Source organism: Rhodocyclus purpureus, assembly GCF_016653115.1.
In the GTDB taxonomy this organism is placed as follows: Bacteria; Pseudomonadota; Gammaproteobacteria; order Burkholderiales; family Rhodocyclaceae; genus Rhodocyclus; species Rhodocyclus purpureus.
Genome location: NZ_NHRX01000056.1, coordinates 17,962 through 40,126, shown reverse-complemented (window position 1 = coordinate 40,126; position 22,165 = coordinate 17,962). Strand labels below are relative to the sequence as shown.

19 protein-coding genes and 1 pseudogene are annotated in these 22,165 nt (G+C 64.3%); 4 read left to right on the top strand and 16 right to left on the bottom strand.

Annotation, left to right across the window (positions count from 1 at the left end):
- Positions 1-556: 556 nt before the first annotated feature.
- Together CCR84_RS11210 and CCR84_RS16970 are read left to right on the top strand one after the other, a co-directional pair.
- Complete coding sequence (locus CCR84_RS11210; protein WP_201212278.1) at positions 557-1,591, top strand: DUF2726 domain-containing protein; 1,035 nt, start codon at positions 557-559, stop codon at positions 1,589-1,591.
- Between the two features lie 12 nt (positions 1,592-1,603).
- Positions 1,604-1,687, top strand: coding sequence for an HVO_A0114 family putative DNA-binding protein (locus CCR84_RS16970; RefSeq protein WP_476705551.1), 84 nt, complete (start codon positions 1,604-1,606; stop codon positions 1,685-1,687).
- Between the two features lie 145 nt (positions 1,688-1,832).
- Here the strand turns inward: CCR84_RS16970 and CCR84_RS11205 are convergent, their stop codons facing one another.
- Both CCR84_RS11205 and CCR84_RS11200 read right to left on the bottom strand, forming a co-directional pair.
- The gene (locus CCR84_RS11205; protein WP_201212276.1) at positions 1,833-3,029 is read right to left on the bottom strand and encodes an MFS transporter; all 1,197 of its coding nucleotides are present in this window, start codon (positions 3,027-3,029) and stop codon (positions 1,833-1,835) included.
- Positions 3,016-4,461, bottom strand: coding sequence for an NAD-dependent succinate-semialdehyde dehydrogenase (locus CCR84_RS11200; RefSeq protein ID WP_201212274.1), 1,446 nt, complete (start codon positions 4,459-4,461; stop codon positions 3,016-3,018). Before CCR84_RS11200 ends, CCR84_RS11205 begins: the two co-directional genes overlap by 14 nt.
- A 154-nt stretch (positions 4,462-4,615) precedes the next feature.
- Between CCR84_RS11200 and CCR84_RS11195 the strand changes: the two genes are divergently transcribed.
- Complete coding sequence (locus CCR84_RS11195) at positions 4,616-6,403, top strand: thiamine pyrophosphate-binding protein (RefSeq protein WP_201212272.1); 1,788 nt, start codon at positions 4,616-4,618, stop codon at positions 6,401-6,403.
- Positions 6,404-6,495: 92 nt separating this feature from the next.
- Complete coding sequence (locus tag CCR84_RS11190) at positions 6,496-7,419, top strand: LysR family transcriptional regulator (RefSeq protein ID WP_201212270.1); 924 nt, start codon at positions 6,496-6,498, stop codon at positions 7,417-7,419.
- A 12-nt stretch (positions 7,420-7,431) separates the two neighbouring features.
- Here the strand turns inward: CCR84_RS11190 and CCR84_RS11185 are convergent, their stop codons facing one another.
- The 14 genes and pseudogenes from CCR84_RS11185 to CCR84_RS11120 form a co-directional block, all read right to left on the bottom strand.
- Positions 7,432-8,229 carry an aldolase/citrate lyase family protein gene (locus CCR84_RS11185; protein ID WP_201212268.1) on the bottom strand — a complete coding sequence of 266 codons (798 nt, stop codon included), beginning with the start codon at positions 8,227-8,229 and terminating at the stop codon, positions 7,432-7,434.
- Positions 8,230-8,348: 119 nt separating this feature from the next.
- Positions 8,349-8,543, bottom strand: a pseudogene (locus CCR84_RS11180) (2-hydroxymuconate tautomerase); the annotation flags it as partial.
- Positions 8,544-8,556: 13 nt separating this feature from the next.
- Complete coding sequence (gene dmpH, locus CCR84_RS11175; RefSeq protein ID WP_201212264.1) at positions 8,557-9,345, bottom strand: 2-oxo-3-hexenedioate decarboxylase; 789 nt, start codon at positions 9,343-9,345, stop codon at positions 8,557-8,559.
- Positions 9,346-9,387: 42 nt separating this feature from the next.
- Positions 9,388-10,170: a 2-oxopent-4-enoate hydratase gene (gene dmpE, locus CCR84_RS11170; protein WP_201212262.1), complete on the bottom strand. Its 783-nt coding sequence runs from the start codon at positions 10,168-10,170 to the stop codon at positions 9,388-9,390.
- Between the two features lie 67 nt (positions 10,171-10,237).
- Positions 10,238-11,698 (bottom strand): 2-hydroxymuconic semialdehyde dehydrogenase, encoded by a 1,461-nt coding sequence (locus tag CCR84_RS11165; protein ID WP_201212260.1) that lies wholly within the window; start codon positions 11,696-11,698, stop codon positions 10,238-10,240.
- Between the two features lie 110 nt (positions 11,699-11,808).
- Positions 11,809-15,327, bottom strand: coding sequence for an indolepyruvate ferredoxin oxidoreductase family protein (locus CCR84_RS11160; RefSeq protein WP_201212258.1), 3,519 nt, complete (start codon positions 15,325-15,327; stop codon positions 11,809-11,811).
- A 136-nt stretch (positions 15,328-15,463) separates the two neighbouring features.
- Positions 15,464-16,381: a transporter gene (locus CCR84_RS11155; protein WP_201212256.1), complete on the bottom strand. Its 918-nt coding sequence runs from the start codon at positions 16,379-16,381 to the stop codon at positions 15,464-15,466.
- A 93-nt stretch (positions 16,382-16,474) separates the two neighbouring features.
- Positions 16,475-17,404 carry a catechol 2,3-dioxygenase gene (locus CCR84_RS11150; protein WP_201212254.1) on the bottom strand — a complete coding sequence of 310 codons (930 nt, stop codon included), beginning with the start codon at positions 17,402-17,404 and terminating at the stop codon, positions 16,475-16,477.
- Positions 17,405-17,444: 40 nt separating this feature from the next.
- Positions 17,445-17,789 carry a 2Fe-2S iron-sulfur cluster-binding protein gene (locus CCR84_RS11145; RefSeq protein WP_201212252.1) on the bottom strand — a complete coding sequence of 115 codons (345 nt, stop codon included), beginning with the start codon at positions 17,787-17,789 and terminating at the stop codon, positions 17,445-17,447.
- Between the two features lie 13 nt (positions 17,790-17,802).
- On the bottom strand, positions 17,803-18,864 hold the full coding sequence (locus CCR84_RS11140; RefSeq protein WP_201212250.1) for an NADH:ubiquinone reductase (Na(+)-transporting) subunit F: 1,062 nt from the start codon (positions 18,862-18,864) through the stop codon (positions 17,803-17,805).
- A 13-nt stretch (positions 18,865-18,877) separates the two neighbouring features.
- Positions 18,878-19,237 carry a phenol hydroxylase subunit P4 gene (locus CCR84_RS11135; protein ID WP_201212248.1) on the bottom strand — a complete coding sequence of 120 codons (360 nt, stop codon included), beginning with the start codon at positions 19,235-19,237 and terminating at the stop codon, positions 18,878-18,880.
- Positions 19,238-19,291: 54 nt separating this feature from the next.
- A complete protein-coding gene (locus CCR84_RS11130) occupies positions 19,292-20,845 on the bottom strand; it encodes an aromatic/alkene/methane monooxygenase hydroxylase/oxygenase subunit alpha (RefSeq protein WP_201212246.1) in 1,554 nt (517 codons plus the stop codon).
- 12 nt (positions 20,846-20,857) lie between these two features.
- Entirely contained in the window at positions 20,858-21,127 is a 270-nt protein-coding gene (locus CCR84_RS11125) for an MmoB/DmpM family protein (RefSeq protein ID WP_201212244.1), read from the bottom strand.
- A gap of 2 nt (positions 21,128-21,129) precedes the next feature.
- Positions 21,130-22,125 carry an aromatic/alkene monooxygenase hydroxylase subunit beta gene (locus CCR84_RS11120; protein ID WP_201212242.1) on the bottom strand — a complete coding sequence of 332 codons (996 nt, stop codon included), beginning with the start codon at positions 22,123-22,125 and terminating at the stop codon, positions 21,130-21,132.
- Positions 22,126-22,165: the final 40 nt, after the last annotated feature.

Sequence of the window (22,165 nt, the reverse complement as noted above, 5' to 3'; positions counted from 1 at the left end):
CGACCACAGACCCGTCAGCGTCAGAAACTCGATGAAGTACGCCAGTTGCCCCATCGGCGTGGCCGCACTCTCCGCTTCCCAGCGAACCCGAACACGACCTCCTGCCGTCTGCACCCCGGCACACGACATAAGCATTTCTTGATCCCGCAGACGCTTCAATTTCGATTCACCCATCAGGTGACGTCCTCGATCAACGCCAAACTCATAGCTTGCCAGCCTTTCGGTGGCTATGCACTTCAGCAACTGAGGTTTTTAGGTTTATAAGACCCAGCCGAGCACCTTCATCGACCCCAAGTGGGCGGATCTTCCGGCGGATTTACGGGAGGCTCTCTACACGGGAACCATCCTTTTTTCCATTGTGAAGGGCATGGAGCGGAGCAGGCTTGTCATTGCGGTTATAGACAGAAACGCTCCATCTGCCGAGTTGGTCGCTCAACTCTTGCGCCGCTTCCAGATCAGTGTTCTTATATGTGATACCGGTGCCGGATTCATGCCAATACACAGATTTATAAAAGATATCCTGGAGAGTCGGTGTGCGCTGCTCACAAGTAAGCCTGTGACTAATCAGTCCGAGCGATGGTTGTTATCTGTCACAGATTTAGGTCTTGGGCGGCGATCCCCTGAACGGATAAAAAGCACGATACCACCTCAATTGATCGGGGTCTTTGAAGCTCACTGGGCGAGGAGCCGCAAAAAATTTTTGGTGTTCCATGAAGCAGCATTATCTGCCTTCATCGATTTTACTCTGGCCAAAGCTGATCCCGATATTGACCTTAATTTTGCTCTGAACTCACGAGTAGATGTACTCGTGACCGGTGAGGCGCCTGACTATCTCCCGTTACTGGCAATCGAGTTCGATGGTCCGCACCATCGCACAGAAGATGGCAAGCGCAAAGACAAAAAGAAGGAGTCTATATTTCGCAAGGCAGACATCCCACTGCTTCGAGTAGGCTTCGAAGATGCGCCTCCTCGTAACGAAGATAGCCAAATCGTTGATATTTCTGTGAGAAGAAAGGCGGTTGCTAAAGAGGCATTCCTAATTCAACTAATTGGATCGGTCGCGAGGAAATTGCAACGCGAGCGGGTGGGCTATAGACAACGCAGGGCGTCCTACTGGGATCATTTAGGGAAAGAGTACAAAACTCTAGAGGCAATAACGTTGAAGAAGATGGGGCTCACCGTATTATCTGAAGAGGCCCGCTTGCGACTACTCGAAGATGTTATGGAAAACCTCGATGACCTTCATCAAGAAGTGATTGATGGCATTGCACTCGACGATTACCTTGATCGTCAAGATAGAGATGAGTTGCTTGATCCTGAGCGCCGACCCGAACTCAAGAAGCATGGGGTTTACATTCGCGATTTCGCTTGGCGCAAGGATTGTGAGGGTGGCGTCTATTGCCAAGCTACTCTTGAACGAGACGGTACGAGCAGGGCCGTCAGAACTAGTTCAGTTCAATTCACCACTTTCGGCTCCACAGATATGGCTTTCGATGCGGTACTGAACGAAGAGCTGAAGATTTGGTTGATCGATAACGTGTGTCACTCGATAGCAACTTCTAATGAGCCCTCTGTTACGAAAAGAACGTAGCTTCGATCGAAGCTGCTCAAGGCCATGTGCGCTGCAGGTCCGATTTCCATTCGTGAGGCAGCTCGTCGGGTGGGGCGTGATGTCAAGGCATTGTAGGGGGACGTCACGGCGCTCCTGAACGCAGGTGTTCTCGACCGTACCGCAGCGGGTAGCATCGAGTTTCCCTACGACGCGGTCAAAGTCGAATTCATGCCTCAGGCAGCATAAGTCTCCATCCGAAGTCTTGGTGCCTCCCGCAGGTTCATGACGGCCCCACCGCCCGCACGCGCCGTCCGGTGAAGAGACCGAGCAGCGGCATGCCGAGTGCGGCCAGCGCGAAGATCGTCGTCAGCCGGCCCTGGTCGACCAGCCAGCCGGCGGCGGCGATGCCAGCCGACTGGCCGACGAAGAAGATCGAGATCGACAGCGCCATGGCCAGGCTCGGCGCCTGTGCGCCACGTTGTGTCGTCTGGAAGAGCAGCGCGTTGTGCAGCAGGTAGTAGCCGAATCCGGAGATGAACGCGGCGGCGAAGATCCAGCCGGAGTCGCCGGCGAAGAGGCAGATCGCGTTCGCCGCGGCGACGAGGCAGGCGGCGAGGACGGGAAAGCGCTGCCGGTTGAGGCGGGGCCCCAGCCGCGCCGCGGTGAAGGAGAAGAGCAGGCCGCCGGCGCCGTAAAGCAGCAGGGCCAGGCTCGCCTGGCCGAGGCTGAGGCCGAAGCGCTCGTGCAGGTAGAGCGGGATGAAGGCGAGCGCGGCGAAGACGAGCGCCGCTTCGAAGAAAAAGCAGAGCAGCACCCCGCGCAGTGGCGCTGACCCGATCATTCTGCCGGCGGCGAGGTAGAGGCTCGCGATCGAAGGCGGCTGGCTGCCGGCAGCCGCCTGCTGCGGCACCTCGCCAGCGTTGCGCCACAGCGCGAAGGCGATGGCCAGGTAGAGCAGGGTGAGCAGCGCGAAGGCGATCCGCCAGACGCCGAAATCGACGGCGAGGCCGCCGACGATCTGGCCGCAGACCATGCCGAGGATCTGCCCGGAAAAGAAGCGCGCCAGCGCGGCCTGGCGCTCGCCGGGCGGAACCAGGCTGGCGATGCAGGCCATCGACATCGGGATGATGCCGGCGGCGCAGATTCCGGTCAGCACGCGACAGGCGACCAGCGTCGGCAGGTTCGGCGCGAGTGCCGCACCGACGCTGCCAAGCGCGCAGCAGAGCGTCGCCAGGGTGACGATGCGGAAACGCTCGAAGCGCTCGCCGAGCGGTCCGTAGATCAGCTGCATCGCGCCGTAGGCGACGGTGAAGCCGGTGATGATCATCGCCACCTGCCCGGCGGTGCCGCCGAAGCGATCGGCGAGATCCGGCAGCATCGGATCGCAGACGCGGAACGAGGCCGAACTGGCGAAGGCGGCGAGTGCCAGCAGGAAGATCAGCCGGCTGCTGCCGGCCGGACGCTCAGACGTTGGCAATCGAGACCGCCCGCGTGTTGAGGTAGGCTTCGAGCGCCTCGGGTCCGCCCTCGGTGCCGTAGCCCGAGTCCTTGATCCCGCCGAAGGGCATCTCGGCCGATGGCAGCGCCGGCTGGTTGATCCACAGCATGCCGACCTCGACGCGCCGCGAGAGTTGGTGAGCGTTCTTCAGCGAGCGCGTGAACGCGTAGCCGGCGAGACCGAAGGCGAGGCGGTTGGCTTCGCCGATCGCCTCGTCGAGCGTCCGGAAGCTGCGCAGCGCGGCGATCGGTCCGAACGGCTCCTCGTTCTGCAGCCGCGCGTCGAGCGGGACATCGGCGAACACGGTCGGCGCGAAGAAGTTGCCTTCGCTGCCGATGCGTTCGCCACCTGAGAGGAGGCGGGCGCCTTGTGCGAGCGCATCGCGCGTGAATTCATCGAGCGCGGCGACGCGGCGACCATTGGCCAGCGGTCCCATCTGCGTGTCCGCCGCGAGACCGTCGCCGACCTTCAGGCTGTCGGCGAACTTCGCGAACGCGCCGGCGAAATCCTGATAGATGCTCTCGTGCACGAGGAAGCGGGTCGGCGAAATGCACACCTGGCCGGCGTTGCGGAACTTGGCAGAGGCGGCGGCGCGGACCGCGAGTTCGAGGTCGGCGTCGTCGCAGACGATCACCGGTGCGTGACCGCCGAGCTCCATGGTCACCCGCTTCATGTGCTGGCCGGCGAGCGCGGCGAGCTCCTTGCCGACCGCAGTCGAGCCGGTGAAGGTCAGCTTGCGGATCACCGGGTGCGGGATCAGGTAGCTCGAAATTTCGGCCGGGTTGCCATAGACGAGGCCGACCGCTCCGGGCGGCACGTCGGCGTCGACGAAGGCGCGGATCAGTTCCGCCGGCGACGCGGGTGTCTCCTCGGCGGCCTTGACCAGGATCGAACAGCCCGTTGCCAGCGCGGCTGCAGCCTTGCGCACGACCTGGTTGATCGGGAAATTCCACGGCGTGAATGCCGCCACCGGTCCGACCGGGTCCTTGAATACGAGTTGGCTGACGGCGAGATTGCGCGGCGGGACGATGCGGCCATAGACGCGCATCCCTTCGTCGGCGAACCATTCGATGATGTCGGCAGCGGCCATCGTTTCGATCGTCGCTTCGCTCAGGGGCTTGCCCTGTTCCTGGGTCAGCAGTGCGGCGATCACGGGCGCGCGCTCGCGCATCAGCGCGGCGGCGCGGCGCATCGTCTTCGCGCGCTCGATCGCCGGCGTGTCACGCCAGGTCTCGAAACCCGACTGGGCGGCAGCGAGCGCGCGGTCGAGGTCGGCGATGCCGGCGTGGGCGACACGGCCAATCTCGGCGCCGGTCGCCGGGTTCACGACCGGCAGCGTGCGCCCGTCGGCGGCGTCCTGCCACTGGCCGGCGATCAATAGCTGGGTATCTGGGTAGTGGACCTTGCTCATTTCTGGCTCCGGGTTGATCGAGTACCTCGATTCTAAGGACTGCGTCAGTGCGCTGCCAATGTGCGCAGCGGCAAAGCTGCCATGCGCAGGGTGCAATGCGCTTTCGCGAGGGGCGCGCGATACTTCTGCCAGCGCAAACGGGGGGAGTTCAGGCATGCATGAGACAAAGGGTGACCGAGTTGAGGAAGTCCACGCGGCAGCGATTCGGCAGCAGGCTGGAGAAGCTGCGGTGGCAAGCGCGGTCGAGAAGGTGCCGGCGTCCGCCGCCGCTTCGTCCGCGCCGGTCGCGCGCAGCGGCGGGCAGGTGCTCGTCGACGCGCTGCGCGGCAACGCGGTCGATACCGTGTATTGCGTCCCGGGCGAGAGCTATCTGCCGGTGCTCGACGCCTTGCACGACGCGCCGGAGATACGCACCATCGTCACGCGTCACGAGGGCGCCGCCGCCAACATGGCCGAGGCCTACGGCAAGCTGAGCGGACGACCGGGAATCTGTTTCGTCACGCGCGGCCCCGGTGCGACACACGCGAGCAACGGCGTCCATACCGCCCGCGAGGATTCGACGCCGATGATCCTCTTCGTCGGCCAGGTCGACCGCGCCTTTCGCGGGCGCGAGGCCTTCCAGGAGGTCGACTACCGGCAGATGTTCGGCGGACTCGCCAAGTGGGCGACCGAGGTCGACAGCATCGAGCGCATCCCCGAAATCGTCGCCCGGGCGTTCGCTGTCGCGCAGTCCGGGCGCCCGGGGCCGGTGGTGGTGGCGCTGCCCGAGGACGTCCTGTTCGGGTCGGGAATCGTCACCGACGCGCCGCCGCCGCGGATCGCGCAGGCCGTTCCTGCTGCCGCCGATCTCGCCGAAGCAGCGGCGCTGCTCGAGAGCGCCGAGCGGCCGCTGGTGATCGCCGGTGGCAGTGGCTGGAGCGCCTCCGGCGTGCACGCCCTGCGCGAATTCGTTATCGCCAACGACCTGCCGCTGGCCGCGTCGTTCCGCCGTCAGGACCTCTTCGACAATCGCGACCGGCATTACATCGGCCAGTTGGGGCTGGGCGTCAGTCCGGCGCTGGCCGCACGCGTGCGCAGCGCCGACCTCTTGCTGGTGATCGGCTCGCGCCTGGCCGAAGCGACTTCTTCGGGCTATTCGCTGCTCAAGAGCCCGCTGCCCGAGCAGACGCTGATCCACATTCATGCCGACCCGGACGAACTGGGCCGCGTCTATCAGGCGCGCTTGCCGATCAACGCAGCCGTCGTGCCGGCGGCCGAGGCTCTGGCGCGGCTGCCGGCAGTCGCCGCTCCGCGCTGGGCGTCGTGGACGCGTGCAGCGCGCGCCGATTACGACGCGCACTCGACGCCAGCGGCGGCGAGCCCGGACATACACGGAGTCGAAGCGCGCGGAGTCGATCTGGCGCAGGTGGTCGCCCATCTCGATCGGACGCTTCCCGACGATGCGATCATCGCCAACGGTGCCGGCAACTACACGGTGTGGGTGCATCGCTTCTATCGCTATAGGCGGCCGGGGACCGAGCTCGCGCCGATCAACGGCGCGATGGGCTACGGACTGCCGGCGGCGATCGCCGCCAAGCTCCGCCATCCGCAACGCACGGTCGTCTGCTTCGCCGGCGACGGCTGCTTCATGATGTATCCGCAGGAACTGGCGACGGCGCTGCAGTTCGACGCGGCGGTGATCGTCATCCTCGTCAACAACGGCATGTTCGGGACGATACGCATGCATCAGGAGCGCGAATTTCCGGGCCGTGTGATCGCCACGCAGCTCGTCAATCCGGATTTTGTCGCGCTGGCACAGGCCTTCGGTGCTTACGCCGAGCGGGTCGAGCGCAGCGAGGACTTCCCGGAGGCCTTTGCGCGTGCACGCGACAGCGGGCGAGCGGCCTTGCTCGATCTGCGCGTCGACCCGCGGCAGATCACGCCGCAGGCGCGACTGCCCTGAGCGCTGGCGGCCCGCTCCCGAGTCGCGTAGCCTGCCGGGAGGACCTGGATCGCAGTATGCTTGCGCTGTTCCGGGAAGGGGCGGGGGAGGAGATGAATTCGGACGATCTGAAGCTGTTTGCGCGTGTCGTCGCGGCGGGCAGCATGTCGCGCGCGGCGATCGATACAGGCAGCGACACATCGACGGTCAGCCGACGCATGTCGGCACTTGAGGGTGAGTTGGGCGTTCGCCTCTTCCATCGCAGCGGTCGCGGCGTCGTGCCGACCGAGCGCGGCCGGGCGCTGGGCGAATTTGCCGTCCAGGTCGACGGCCTGCTCGCGGAAGCAGCGCGTGTCGTCGGCGCGGGGGCGGGCGAGGGGCCTGAACGACTGCACATCGCGGCGCAGCCGACCATCGCGCAGATGCTGTTCGCGCCGCTGGCGCAGGTCTTCCGGCGCGAGTTCCCGCGTACCCGGCTACGCCTGGTCGAGGCGCTGGCGAGCCAGATCCTCGATCAGTTGGCGAGTGGCGAACTCGACCTGGCGATCCTTTACCTGCCCGAGCACACCGGCGCGACCCGCTACGACCTGCTGTTCAACGAGGAATTGCGCCTGGTGACGCCGGCCGACTACCCGGTGACGTCCGACCCGCTGCCGCTGGCGCGGCTGGCCGAGATTCCGCTGATCCTGCCGAGCACGCATCACGGACTGCGCGTCCTGGCCGAAACGCTGGCGGCGCGCAACGGTTTTGCGCTGCAGATCGCCCTCGAATGCGATGCCTCGATCGCGCTGACCCGCCGGCTGGTGATGCACGGCTGTGGCTGCACCCTGCTGCCGGTTGCCGCCGTCGCCGAAGAACTCGCCGCCCGGCAACTCGGCAGCTGCCGGTTCGACCCGCCGCTCAGCCGTAGCGTCGGTCTGGCGCACGGGCGCAACCGGGTGACGCCTGACGGGCTATGGGCTGCCGAGCGCCTGCTGCGCACGACGCTCGAAAACCTCGTCACCGGCGGCCATTGGCCGGACGCACGCTTGCCGTAGACGGCCTGCCGATCAATAGCTGCTGACCCCGGGTGCGCAGCTGTCCGGCTTGTATTCGTTGCGCAGCGCGGTGGTGGCGGCGGCGAGCAGCAGGGCATCGACGCCGACGGCGATGAAGCGCGCACCCGCCGCATGGTAGCGCTCGATCAGCGCCTTTTCGCCGCAGAGCACGCCGCCCTGCTTGCCGGCCTGGCTGACCTTGCGCAATCCCTGCTCGATCGCCTCGACGATCAGCGGGTGGTTCGTTTCGCCGAGGTAGCCGAAGGATGCCGCGAGGTCGGCGGCACCGAAGAAGATGCCATCGACGCCATCGACCGCCAGGATCTCCTCCAGGTTGTCGAGCCCGGTGCGCGTCTCGACCTGCACCAAGAGGCACATCTGGTCGTTTGCCTGCGTGCTGTAGTCCTGCACGCGCCCCCAGCGCGAGGCGCGTGCCAGCGCGGCGCCGACGCCGCGGATGCCGGCGGGCGGGTAGCGCATCGCGCGCACCAGTCCGTCGGCCTGCTCCGCGCTTTCGACCATCGGGATGAGCAGCGTCTGGATGCCGGTTTCGAGCAGTTGCTTGATCAGCACGTGGTCGCCCTGCGACGGGCGCACGACGGCCTGCGAGGGGTAGGGAGCGACTGCCTGCAACTGCGCCAGGATGCTGCGCAGGTCGTTGGGGCCGTGCTCGGCGTCGATCAGCAGCCAGTCGAAACCGGCGCCGGCGCAGATCTCGGCGCTGAAAGTTTCGCCGAGCCCGAGCCAGAGGCCGTACAGGGTCTTGCCGGCCAGGAGGTCGGTTTTGAAGCGATTGTGCGGCATGTCCATGGTTCACCTCGTTGCGTGGCGGAGGAGGACATTGTCTCAGGCTTGCTGCGCCAGCGCCCAATAAAAACGGGGGCCTAAGCCCCCGTCCTGCTCCAGCTGGAGCATCCTTCGGCAAAGGCTCAGCGACCGAGATCCTTGGCCGTCTTGCCGCCGATCCCCCACTGTGCCTTGGGCACGTCGTGGATCCAGACGCGGGTGTTCTCGATCGGCGCACCGGTGGCCTCGACCAGCGCCTGTGCGACCTTCTCGATCACCGCACGCTTCTGCTCCTCGGTGCGGCCTTCCATCATGTAGATCTGGGCAAAGGGCATGTCGGTCTCCCGGGGCTCAGACGAATCGGCAGCTGCACGAGCCGAGCGTCTGGATGCGCAGCGTGACGTTGTCGCCCGGGGCGACCGAGACGGCTTCGGTGGCGCCGCCGGAGAGGATCATCGTTCCGGCCGGGATTTCCTCGCCGTACTGCGCGAGGTGGTTGGCCAGCGCGGCGATCGCCGTGGCCGGGTGGCCGAGCACGGCGGCGCCGGCGCCGATCGCGACCGGTTCGCCGTTCTTCTCCATGACCACGCCGAGCGTGCGCAGGTCGATGCCGTCAACCGGCGTCATCTGGCCGCCGAGCACGAAGCGCGACGACGAGCAGTTGTCGGCGATGACGCTCTTCAGGTCGAACTTGAAGTCGCGGTAGCGCGAGTCGATGATCTCGATGCCGGGCATGACGAAGTCGGTCGCGGCGAGGACAGCGCCGATGTGGCAGCCCGGTCCCTTCAGCGCCTTCTTGGTGACGAAGACGATTTCGGGCTCGACCTTCGGGTGGATCAGCTCGCTGTGCTTGATCTCGCCGCCGTCGGGGACGCTGAAGTAGTCGACGAGGAAGCCGAACACCGGCGTCGTGACGCCCATCTGCTTCATCTTGGCGAACGAGGTGAGGCCGGCCTTGAGGCCGACGACCTTGCTGCCGCGCGCCAGCTTGCGGCGCAGGATTTCGTTCTGGATGGCGTACGCGTCTTCCCAGTCCATGTCGGGGTAGTCGCCGGTGATCTTGACGACGTCGAAGGCCTGCAGCTCGGCGTTCTCGAGGTGTTCGGCGAGTTTCTGGATGGTTTCTTGATTGAGATTCATGCCAATGATCCTTAGTCGGAATTCGGGTCGGACGAAGCCGGGTCAGACGAAGCGGACGGAGCAGCCGCCGATGCCGCCGATGGAGATGCGCAGGTTGTCGCCCTTGGCGCAGTCGACCATCGCGCCCATCGCGCCGGAGAGGACGATGTCGCCGGCTTTCAGCGCGATGCCGAGCGAGCCGAGCGTGTTGGCGAGCCAGACGATGGCGTTCACCGGGTGACCCATCGACGCGGCGCCGGCGCCGGTGACGACGATGTCGCCGTTCTTCTCCATGACCATGCCGCACAGCGCGAGGTCGAGGTTGGCGATGTCGACGAGACGGTCACCGAGGACGAAGACGCCGCACGAGGCGTTGTCGGAAACCGTGTCCTGGATCTTGATCTTCCAGTTCTCGATGCGCGAGTCGACGATCTCGAAGCAGGCCATCACGCCTTCGGTGGCGGCGATCACGTCGGCGGCGGTGACGCCCGGACCCTGGATGTCCTTCTTCAGCAGGAAGGCGATTTCGCCTTCCGCCTTCGGCTGGATCAGCGTGGACGCGTCGATCGATTCGCCCTCGTTGTAGACCATGCCGTCGGTCAGGTAGCCGAAGTCGGGCTGGTTCACGCCGAGCAGGTTCATCACCGGCTTGCTGGTGACGCCGATCTTCTTGCCAATGATCTTTTCGCCCTTTTCCAGGCGGCGCGCGATCATGCGCTGCTGGACGTAGTAGGCGTCCTCGATGGTCATGTCCGGGTAACGCGAGCTGAACGGCGTGATCGTCTTGCACGCGACCAGAGCTTCGTAGAGTTCGTCACCGAGTTGTTGAATCGTTGCTTGTTCCATTGTTCATCCCGTTGTTGGCTGACGCGTTGCAGACAAGGGGAACCCTCACAGGTTCCCCTCGGCGCGATTACAGCTTGATGCAGACGTTCTTCAGTTCGGTGTAGAACTCGAGGGAGTGCACCCCGCCTTCGCGACCGATACCCGACTGCTTGGCGCCGCCGAAGGCCGTGCGCAGGTCGCGCAGGAACCAGCTATTGACCCAGGCGATGCCGACTTCCATCTTCTGGGCGACACGGTGCGCCTTCGAGACGTCCTGCGTCCACACCGCGCAGGAGAGACCGTACTTGTTGTCGTTCGCCTTTTCGAGCACTTCTTCCTCGGTGTCGAACGGGGCGATGTGGCAGCACGGTCCGAAGATCTCTTCCTTGATCACGCGCGCGGTTTCGGGCAGGCCGGTCCAGATGGTCGGTTGCACCCAGCAGCCGTCGGCGAGGTCGCCCGGCATGTCGGGGACGCCGCCGCCGGTCACCACCGTCGCGCCCTCGTCTCTGGCGATCTGGTAGTAGGAGAGGACCTTGGCCTGGTGCTTCTTGCTCACCAGCGGACCCATTCCCGAGGCCGGATCATCGGGAACGCCGATCTTCAGCTTCTCGGCGCCTTCCTTCAGCGCGGCGACGAACTTGTCGAAGATCGGGCGCTCGACATAGACGCGCTCGGTGCCCAGGCAGACCTGGCCGCAGTTGAGGAAGGCCGAGCGCAGCGTGCCCTCGATCGCCTTTTCGAAGTTGCAGTCGGCGAAGACGATCGCCGCGTTCTTGCCGCCCATTTCGAGCGACACGGGGCGCGAGCCGTTGGCCGCAGCCTTCATGATGATCTCGCCGGTACGCGTCTCGCCGGTGAAGGTGATCCCGTCGACCAGCGGATGGGCGGTGAGGAACGAACCGGCGGAATTGACGCCGAAGCCATGGACGACGTTATAGACGCCCTTCGGAATCCCGACCTTGTTCATGACTTCGCCGAGCAGCGCGGCAGTACGCGGCGTGTCTTCCGACGGCTTGACCACGATCGTGTTGCCACAGGCGAGCGCCGGGCCGGCCTTCCACGTCATCAGCAGCAGCGGCAGGTTCCACGGGCAGATGACGCCGATCACGCCGAGCGGCCGACGATAGCCGTAGTTGATCGCGGTGCCGCCGTCCGGCGTCGCCATTTCGAAGAACTCGGTCGGTACGTTCTTCACCATGTCGGCGAAGACCTTGAAGTTGGCGGCGCCGCGCGGGATGTCGATGTGCGAGGCCATGCTCTTCGGCTTGCCGGTGTCGGCACATTCGGCTTCGAGGAAGTCGTCGAAGCGGTTGTTGATCTCGGCGACCAGCGCTTCGAGCAGTTCGATGCGCTTGGCTTGCGACATCGACCCCCACGGTCCCTTCAGCGCGGCCTTCGCCGCCCTCACCGCGGCGTCGACTTCCTTCTCGCCGGCTTCGGCGACCATGCCGATCACCTTGTTGTTGATCGGATTGCGGTTCTCGAACCACTTGTCGGTCGCGACGTATTCGCCGTCGATGAAGTTGAGGATCTTGTCTGCGATCATTTTTGCTTCCCTTTCGTCTGTGCTCGTCGATTAATCGTGTGTAGCGCCAGTGCCTGCGTATTGTACGGCGGCATTCATCGCGCCGCCGTACCCGGTGCTGCGCCGGTGTTTCATGCCACCTGTTGTCCCTGCCGTGCCGCGAGGAAGGCCTGCAGGCGTTGTTCGTGCAGCTTCCTGGCGATGGCGACGTTCTTCGCCTTGACGTGTCCGTAGCCACGGATTTCGTCGGGGACGCTCGCCAGCGCCACCGCCTGTGCCTGGTTGGCCGTGCTCAGGTCGGCGATGATCCGGTCGAGGGTCTTGATGTATTCCTCGATCAGCTCGCGTTCCATCCTCCGTTCCTCGGTCTTGCCGAAGAAGTCGCGCGCGGTGCCGCGGCGGCCCTTCATCTTGGCGAGGTAGGTGAAGGCCTTGAACATCCATGGACCGAACTGCTTCTTCTTCAGTTCCCCGGTCAGCGGGTCACGCTCGGTGAGCTTCTCGGGAGCTAGGTTGTACTTCACCGTGTAGCCGTGCGGGAAGGCTGCGTCGAGCTCGGCGAGGAAGTTCGGGTCGGTGTGCAGGCGGGCGACCTCGTACTCGTCCTTGTACGCCATCAGCTTGTACAGGTAGCGGGCGGCGGCTTCGGACAGCTTGCCGTCGGTGCCGGCGCGCTGCTCGGCGGCGACGACGCGGCGGATCACCTCGGCGTAGCGGCTGGCGTAGTCTTCGTCCTGGTACGCGATCAGTTCGGCGACGCGGATTTCGGCGAGGCGCTGCGTTTCGCCCGCGGCGCCGATCGAGGTGACGATCGCCTTGGCGGTCGGGCTGAGCACCAGCGGCTGCTTGACCGGCTTGTACTTCGCGATCTCGGCTTCGACGAAGGCGCGATCGACGACGACCATGCGGCCCCAGCGGAAGGCGGCGAGGCTCATGTCCACCGCGACCCCAGACTGCTTGATCGCGGTTTCGATCGACTCGGCCTTGAGCGGGATCGTCCCGGCCTGGAAGGCAACGCCGACCATGAAGTTGTTGGTCGCCATCGCATCGGCAAACAGCCCCTCGGCCATCGCCTGACCGTCGAGGAAGACGTTCTCCTCGGCACGGCTGACGCGGTTGATACCCGCCACCAGCCCGTCGATCGCCGGGAAGAGGTTGTGCCGGTTGGTGACGGTCTGGCCGGTCGGCGTCGCCGTCGTCGATACCACCGCGATGGTGCGTTCCTTGCCGCACTTGTCGAGGTTCTTCGGGTCGGTCGCGTTGAGGATGTCGAAGCCGAGGTAGAGGTCGGAGCGACCGTCGGAGATCTTGTTCGAGCCCAGGAACGGCTGGTGCGAGATCTTGATGTCGGAGATCACCGCGCCACCCTTCTGCGCGAGACCGGTCTGGTCGAGGCCGATGACGTGCTTGCCTTCGAGACGCGCGGCGTTGGCCAGCGTCGCCACCACGGTCACCGAACCGGTGCCGCCGATGCCCATCACGTGGATGCTGAAGCCCAGGCTGTCATCGACCTTCTTCACCGGCTCGGGCAGCTCACGCGTGAGCGCGGGGATGCGGCCGCGCTTCTTCTTGCCGTCGGACGCCGGCGCCGCGTTCGGCGTGATCGTCAGGAAGGACGGACAGAAGCCCTTGACGCAGCTGAAGTCCTTGTTGCACGAGGTCTGGTGGATGCGCGTCTTGCGCCCGAACTCGGTCTGCACCGGCTCGACGCTCATGCAGTTCGATTTCTCGCCGCAGTCACCGCAGCCTTCGCAGACGCGCTCGTTGATGTAGGTGACTTCGGCCGGTTCGTCGGCGCGGCCGCGGCTGCGCGCACGGCGCAGTTCGGCTGCACATTCCTGGTCGTGCAGGAGGACGGTGCAGCCCGGTGTCGCCGCCAGTTCGCGCTGTGCCTCTTCGAGGCGGTCGCGGTGCCAGACCTGAGTGCCGCCGCCGAGACGGATGCCGTTGAACTTGGAGAGGTCGTCGGTGGTGACGATGATGCGCTTGACGCCGTTGGCGAGCAGGTCATTGACCATGTTCTGCACCGGCACGGCGCCCTGGATCTCCTGGCCGCCCGTCATCGAGGTGTGCGCGTTGCGCAGGAGCTTGAAGGTGATGTTGACGCCGGCCGAGGCGGCGTAGCGGATCGCCAGGCTGCCCGAGTGCGCGTAGGTGCCGTCGCCCATGTTCTGGAAGATGTGCTGCACGTCGGTGAAGGGGGCCATGCCGATCCACTGCGTGCCTTCGGCACCCATGTGCGTGCCCATGACCACGTTGCGGCCCATCCACATCGCCATCGTGTGGCAGCCGATGCCGGCGGAGACGACGCTGCCTTCGAGCGCCTTGGTGGAGGTGTTGTGCGGGCAGCCCGAGCAGTACCAGGCGGTACGCGTGGAGGTCGGCAGCTTGCTGCGCGCGTGGATTTCGTCGAGGCGCTTGAGCCAGTTCTCGGCGCTCTCGACACGGACCTTGCGCGACAGGCGCTGGGTCAGCGTGCGCACGATCACGTCGGATTCGAACTCGCCGTAGTGCGGCAGCAGTTCCTTCTCCTCCTCGTCGAACTTGCCGACGATGCGCGGCGCGTTGGCGGTTCCGTAGAGGACCTGCTTGGCGAACATTTCGAGGAAGGGGCGCTTTTCCTCGATGACGAAGATTTCCTCGAGGCCGCGCGCGAAGTCGCGGACGATCGAAGGCTCCATCGGGAAGAGCATGCCCATCTTCAGGATGCGGATCCCGTAGCGGCGCAATGCCGCCTCGTCGAGGCCCATTTCCAGGAAGGCCTGGTTGAGGTCGTGCCAGGTCTTGCCGGCGGTGATGATGCCGAGCCAGGCGTCGGGGTTCGGGAAGACGACGTTGTTGATGTTGTTCTCGCGCACGTAGCGCTTGATCACTTCGAGGCGGCGTGTGTACAGCGAGCGCTCCATCTCCAGCGCCTCGACGCGCACGTTCATGCCGAGGTTCATGTTCGGCGTGAACTTCTTGCCGTCGAACATCAGGTCGGGTTCGTTGAAGACGAGGCGGTCGGGCGAGATGTTGGCGGTGCCGGTGCTGTCGGCGACGTTGGTGACGATCTTCATGCCGACCCAGACGCCGGCGAGCCGCGACATGTTGTAGCCGTGCAGGCCGTAGTCGAGGATTTCCTGGACGTTGGCCGGGTAGAGCGAGGGGATGCCGACGTGGAACAGCATCGGCTCGGACTGGCTGCACAGCGAGGAGCTCTTGCAGCTCGGGTCGTCGCCGGCGATCGCCAGGATGGCGCCGTTCCTGCCGATGCCGGTGTAGTTGGCGTGCTTGAGCGCGTCGCCGGAGCGGTCGACGCCGGGCGCCTTGCCATACCACATGCCGGTGACGCCGTCGAACTTCTGCTTGCCGACGGTGTGCAGCATCTGCGTCCCCCACACGGCGGTGGCGGCGAGATCCTCGTTGAGACCGTCGGTGAAATGGATGTTGTTCTGCAGCAGCAACTTCTGCTGCTTGAGCAGCGCGTTGTCGAGCATGCCGACCGGCGAGCCGCGGTAGCCCGAGACGAACATGCCGGTCTTCAGGCCGCGTCGCGCGTCGGTGCGCACCTGGTCGAGCGTCAGGCGGACCAGCGCGTCGATACCGCCGATGTGGATTTCACCCTCTTCCTTGGTGAAGGGGTTGATCTTTTCTTTGCTTGCTGACATTCAATAACTCCGTTGTGCGCTGCCCAGGTAAGTAGAGGCCATGGCCAGTCCGGTCGGAAACTGCCACCGCGATGCCGGGGGGCCGGCAGGGCGGTGCAGGAGGCGTGGCGGCTTCCGACCGGTTGCCTCGCTTACATCAGAGCGCTGTGATGAGCTTGAACCAGAACTTGTCGCCGCCGAAGCGGTTCTCGACACTGGTCTCGTGCTGCCACTGGCCGATGAAGTGCGTCCCGCCCTTGGTCGTGTAGGTCACGCTCGGGCCGATGGCGAATGCTTCGCCCTTGCGGCCTTCGGACCAAAGGCCTGGTTGTGCTGCCACCGTCTGGCCGTTCTGCTTGTCGTTGGTCGTCTGTTTGACGTAGTAGCCGGAGAGACCGACGCCCCATTCGCCGAAGCGCTTGCCGAGCAAGTAGTCCATGTGGAACTCGTTGCCGGACTTGTAGTTGGTGTCGTTGTTCTCGGTCTTGATGTTGTACATGAACTTGCCGGAGGCTTCCCAGCCGTCCTTGTTCAGGTAGGTGACGGCGAAGACCGGTTCGACGCTGTAGTAGTTGGCGCCGAGGCTGCGCCTGCCGTCGTTCTTGTCGTAGGCACCGGTCGGCAGGTTGATGTCGAGGGCGGCGACCGTGTGCCAGTCACCGTTGTGCCAGGACAGGATGAGCGGGTTGATCGTGATGTCGCCGACGCCGGTGCGGCTTTCCTTGCCGTTGCTGTCCATGCGCTGGTTGACGAAGGGGACGATCACGTGCCAGCCCCAGTTGGCTCCGAGGATCTTGGTGTCGGTGACCTTGACGTAGCGCAGCGCGTCGAACACCGCGCCGACGTCCGGCGTTCTGCCGTCCGCGGGGTGCCGGGCGTTGTTGCCGTTGCCGTCCTTCAGCTTGCCGCTGTAGTAGCCGAAGTAGTTGATGAAATAGTCGCCCGGCGGCGGGACCGCGCCGGCGAGCCAGGTTTCTCCGCCGTTGGGATACTGGTCGCCACCTTCCTTGGCCTGGACGAGGCCGGAGGCCAGGCAGAGGCTGCCGATCAGCGCCGCGATGGTAAGTTTCTTCACTTCAGTGCTCCGTTCTTTTCTTCGTGCTTATGTCTCTCTCACCCTCCCCGCCATGAGCCGGGGCTCATGGCAGGTTCACCGTGCATTCGCCGATCAGGTCACGACGCTCAGGAAGCGGTCGTTCAGCGCGCGATCGTGGAAGAAGATGCCGGTGCCGACTTCGTCCCAGGTCCACGTGATCGGGTGGCTGTCCGGGTAGGGCTGGTAGCCGCCGCAGAACACTTCGTAGCGGTTGCCCGAGTTGTCGAAGGCATAGATCGTCGTGCCGCGGGTGATGCCGTGACGGGTCGGTCCGATGTCGATCGACGACTTGTTCATCGACATGATGTCGGCAGCGCGCAGCACGTCCTCCCAGGTTTCGAGCAGGAAGGAGACGTGGTGCAGCTTGCCCGGTTCGGGGTGACGGACGAAGGCGATGTCGTGCGCCTTGTGCGAGCAGGACAGCCAGATCGCCAGGTTGGTCTTGCCGTCTTCGAGCAGCACGTGCTCGACCAGGTAGAAACCGAGCACCTTGGTGAAGATGTCGAGCGCGCCGTCGATGTCCGGCCCGTAGAGCAGGCAGTGGTCGAGGCGGGTCGGTGCAATCCCGTGTTCGGACTGCGCACACCACGGGTTCGGGTTGGTGTAGCCGAGGCCGTTGCCGACGTCGGTCTTCTCGGCGTAGAGCTCGATCAGGTGGCCGGTCGGGATTTCGAAGCGGACGCGTTCGCCGGTTTCCAGCAGGTCGCCGGCCGGGATGCGTTCGGTCTTGAGGCCGTAGGCCTGCAGGTCGGCGTCGAGCTTCTCCAGCGTCGCCTTGTCGAGCACCTTGAAGGCGAAGAAATCGACGCCGGCGCGGTCGGCCTCGCGCAGGATCAGGCTGTTGTGATCGCGCTCATCCCAGGCCTTGAAATAGACCCGACCGGACGCGTCGCGACCGGTTTCGACCAGGCCGACCACGTCCTTGTAGAACTTGACGCTTTCCTCGATATCCAGGACGCGCAGTTGCATGTGTCCGGGACGCAGAACTCCAGTCATTGCCATTTGTTGCTCCTCTCTTGTTGAACTCTGAATGTTTGCCGGGTCAGCCGAGCAAGGCGGTGTCAGCCTCGAGTGCGGCGACCTTGCATACGTTTTTGGCCATCTTGCCCAGCACGCGCAAGCGGATGTCGCTACTCGGATAGACGCGGCAGGCGAGAACCTTTCCTGCCGCCTCTTCCTCGACCGAGACGTACTCCCGGCTCATCACCTTCTTGGTGAACGTGCCTTCGACGATCTCGATCTTGCAGACGCCGCAGCCGCCACTGCGGCAACCTACCGGGACACCTTTTTTGCCGAGCCGTTCCATTCCGGTGAGTAGCGATTGCTCGGTGGAACAGCGGTAGGTTTCGCCGGTTTCCTCGATGGTCACGTTGTAGTAGGTGGCCACGACGCTTCCTTCCCTAGATGTTCTTGAACAGCGGGCTCTTCAGTTGCTGCGAGGCATCGGCCGCGGAGAAGAACTTCTCCATGTAGATGTCGCGCTCGTACAGACGGCCCTGCATCAGGGTCGAGATGCACGCCTCGATCATCGCCGGCGGTCCGCACAGGTAGGCCTTGTGGCCGCGGAAGTCGTTGTCGAAGTGGGCCTTGGCCGCCTCATGCACGAAACCGCGAGCACCGTTCCAGTCCGACCCCTCGGGCTCGCTCGACAGTGCCGGGACGTAGGTGAAGTTCGGGTGCTTTGCAGCGAGCGCGCGGAATTCGGCGTCGTAGTAAAGCTCATCGCGGCAGCGCTGGCCGTAGACCAGAGTCATCGGCAGCGTGCAGCCTTCCGCCAGCAGGTCCTCGATCATCGACTTCGGGCTCGACAGACCGGAGCCGCCGGCCATGAAGATCAGCGGCACGTTCGCCGACTTCTTGACGAAGAAGCGACCGTAGGGGCCGGTGATCTTGATCTTGCCGCCGACCGCGAGGTTCTCGTGCAACCAGGTGGTGACCTGGCCACCGGGAACGATGCGGATGTTCAGCTCGACGACGTCGGGGCTCTGCGGCGCGCTCGCCAGCGAGAACGCACGCGACTGGCCGGCCAGTTCGGGCAGTTCGATGTTGACGTACTGCCCGGCCTGGAATTGCATCGGCCGGTCGAGCTTCACCCAGACGCCGCGGATGGTCGGCGTCAGCGTCTCGATGCGGATCACCTCGCCGTCGAAGTCCTCGATCGGCAGGTTCAGCGAGTCGGGGTCTTCCTCGATCTCGGCTTCGATGGTGACGTCGGATTCAAGGCGGGCGCAGCAAGCCAGCGTCTTGCCTTCCTCGCGCTCGAAGTCCATCAGGGCGAAGGTCGAGGCCTCGCCGTGATCGACGTCACCGTCGGTCACCTGCACCTTGCAGGTCGCGCACAGGCCGTGGCAGCAGGCGTGCGGAATGTAGATGCCCGCGCGCAGCGCCGCGTCGAGGATGGTCTGGCCTTCCTCGACTTCGATGGTCTGGCCGAGCGGTTCGATGGTCAATTCGTAGCTCATGGCGCCCGTGCTCCTAGAAACCCGAACCGTTGAGTCCGTTCAGCCCCGGCGTCTTGAAGCGCAGCACGTCCTTGTGCTTGAGGCCCAACTCGCCGAGCGTCTTGTCCATGTCGACCGCGAACGGCTGGCCGGACTTGAGCCAGGTCGCCTTGCTCATGTCGACCTGCGCCCAGTCCGGGTGGTAGCCGTAGGACTTCGGCAGGATCTTTTCGCACAGATCGCGGAAAGGCGTGTTCGGCGGCAGGCAGTAGGCGAGCGGCGAGCAGAACATCAGGTGGTCGTCCCAGCAGACGTAGAGCAGTTGGGCACCGTGGAACTTGTCGACCGAGTCGGCCGGAGCGAACTCGTACTTGCTGATTGCTTTTACAGCCATTTTCATCCCCTTCGTCGGTGTCGCGGGGAGGTCTGACCTCCCCGCTGTCGGTCGTCAGTCGTTCTTCGTCGCCAGGCCGCGCCAGGCGTTGAAGTTCTTCTGGTCTTCGGAGCCGTTGTAGTCCATGTTGTCCTTGCCCGGGACGAGGTGGTACCACTCGAGCACCTTGGCCAGCGGGTCGAAGCCCTCGACGGTCGGGTCGGTGCCCTCGGGGAAGCAGTTGCCCATGTAGATCTGGTGCACCGGCAGCCAGGCCTGGATGTACTTCTCCGGTTCGTCGTCGAAGATCTGCTTACAGCCGTCCGAGCAGGTGTGGTACTTCTCGCCCTTGTAGTCGGACTCGCGGTAGCTGATCTGCAGCATGTTGTCCGGCTCGGTGACGGCCATCGGCACCTGGCAGACCTGGCAGAGCATCGGCAGCGTGTTGTTGTAGAAGCGGTTGCCCTTCTGCTCCTGCTCGCGCCAGTAGGTGAAGCGCTCGCGGTAGTACTTGTCGAAGGTGTTCGGGTACTTGGCCGACAGCCAGTCCATTTCCTCGTCGCTCGGCATGAACGTGTGGAAGGCCGCGGCGCCGCCGTACTGGTACAGGATCGACCAGGTCTGGTGCGAGGCGTGTTCCTTGTCGATCGAGGCGCGCGACAGGCACTCGGGCATCTTGATGCCGTAGCGCGCGAGGTCGTTGAACAGCGCGCCGCCGTTCTGCTCGAAGTAGATCTCCCACGCTTCCTTCCAGCTCATCACGCGCTTCGGCAGCATGTAGTCCATCATCATGCTGACCAGCGAGAGCACGCGTACGCCGCGCCAGGCCCACTTGTCGATCCACTTCTGCACGATCGGCACGTTGTCCGGGTCCTGTTCGAGCATGAACTTGATGCACTCGAGGCCCAGCGTCATGTGCCGTGCTTCGTCCGACTGCGCCGAGAAGCCGAAGGTCACCGTCGCCATGTCGCCGTTGTAGGCGGCACCGGACATGAACGGCACGAACAGCAGGTTGGTCAGCACGTACTCGAACGAGAAGCCGATCGCGACCATCCATTCGAAGGGGCCGGCCGAGAAGGCGTCGTCGAAGAAGGACTTCGGCACCGACAGGTACCAGACGCGCTCAAGCATGTGCTTGAAGTCGTGGAAGCCGTTGTAGTACTTGTTGTAGTTGGAGATCGCGTGGATCTGCGTCTGCGAGTGACGGATCTCGTCGACCGCCTGCATCAGGCAGGCGACACGCGGGCCGACGCCGGGGAAGTTGCGGCCGGCGGTGGCGAAGCCGCGGTGCGCCATGTACTCGAGCGGCGAGATGCCGGTCAGGAACAGCTTGACCGCATTCAGATAGCGCGCGTCGGTGAGGCCCAGGTGACCGTTGTTCTGCGCGAAGGCGTCGAGCACGGCGTACAGCTTGCGTTCCTTCTCGGCCTGGTACTTCCAGTACGCGTCCATGGTCAGGCGGAACGGGTCTTCCCACTTGTCCCAGTCGTGAACCTTGATGCCTTCGTAGGTCGCGTACGGGAAGACCGCTTCCTTCGTCTGGTAGCTCGGCTGCCAGTCGAGGCCGCGGGTCATGTGGGCATACTTCTCCTTGAGACCCAGCTTCTTCTTCTTGACTTGCATATCCATGTGCTTAGCTCCTTAATTCTTCCATGACAGACGGAACTCGTCTTCGTCTTCGTCGAGGTAACCGGACATCGTGATCATGTTGACCTGAATTTCCTGCAGGTCGTAGTCGCGGCCGATCAGTTCCTCGATCGTCTCGCGCTTGATGACGAGCGTGTCCTCGGCGCTCACCTTGACCATCGCCGGCTGGTAGTCGGCTTCGGCGAGCGGGTTGTCGGCGAGGATCGCCTCGACGATCGGACGCGAGTCCTCGTTGGTCTGCAATGCGATGAATACTTTGGACATGACTACTCCTGGACGGCGAGGCCGAGCTTCGTGCAGCGGGTGTTGAACTGGCTGACCACTTCGTTCAGCACTTCGTCGGCGTTGTCGCCGAAGGCGCGCTCGGCCAGCGGCTTCAATGCTTCGAGCGTCAGCGTACGGTACTGGCGAGCCCAGGCGCTCAGCTGTGCCTTGTTCTCGGCCGATTCGGCAGCCGCCACCTTGATCTGCGCATCGACCCACTTGGCCGACTCACCCGCCCATTCGGCGGCGAAGCGGTTCATCATCGAGATGACGGTGCCGCCGTTGGCCGCGAAGTGCGCGTCGAGATGGTCGAAGAAGAGCGGGTAGGCGAGGCCCTCGAGAACCAGGTTCTGCGCGACGAAGATCTCGAACCAGTCCTTGACCACGAACAGGTTTTCGACGTGACGGCGCAGCGGCTGCCACATCGGTGCTTCCATCCACGCCGTCTTGGCAGCGTCGAGGGCGTCCACGCCGCCGAGCTCGATGCCCATGCGCGTCAGGTACTGCGCCACGGCCAGGTGATCCATCGCGTGATAGAGGCAGGGCTGGGTGATCGCCGCGCCGTAGCCGTAGCCGGCGATGTAGGAGTTGCCCATGTTGCCGCCCCACTCGGCATGGCGCAGAGGCAGGAGGACGTCGAGTGCCGTCTGGCGCAGGTCGGCCGGCACCGTGTCGGCGAGGCCGCGGTCCTCGATCATCTCGAAGCTCGATTCGGCGGCGTCCTGCTGGCGCGAACGGGCGATGGTCCAGGCGCCGTAGTAGTACTGGCGCGGATCCTTCAGCGCGTACCAGTCCTTCATCTTGATCGCGGTACGGCGCTCGTCGAAGGTCTCGAGCTCGGGTTCCCAGGTCGGACGGTAGTGGAACTTGAAGTCCTGCTGGAGGTCATACGTACCCTCCTGATAACGGCTGGCAGGCTTGTCGCCGAAACGGCGGGCGATATGGTCAAAAGTGTTCCGCACCGGCTTGATTGCCACTGTGCGCAAATCGATTTGCATTCGTCTCTCCTCTACGGTGTTTGTTACCGGGGCCCTGTGC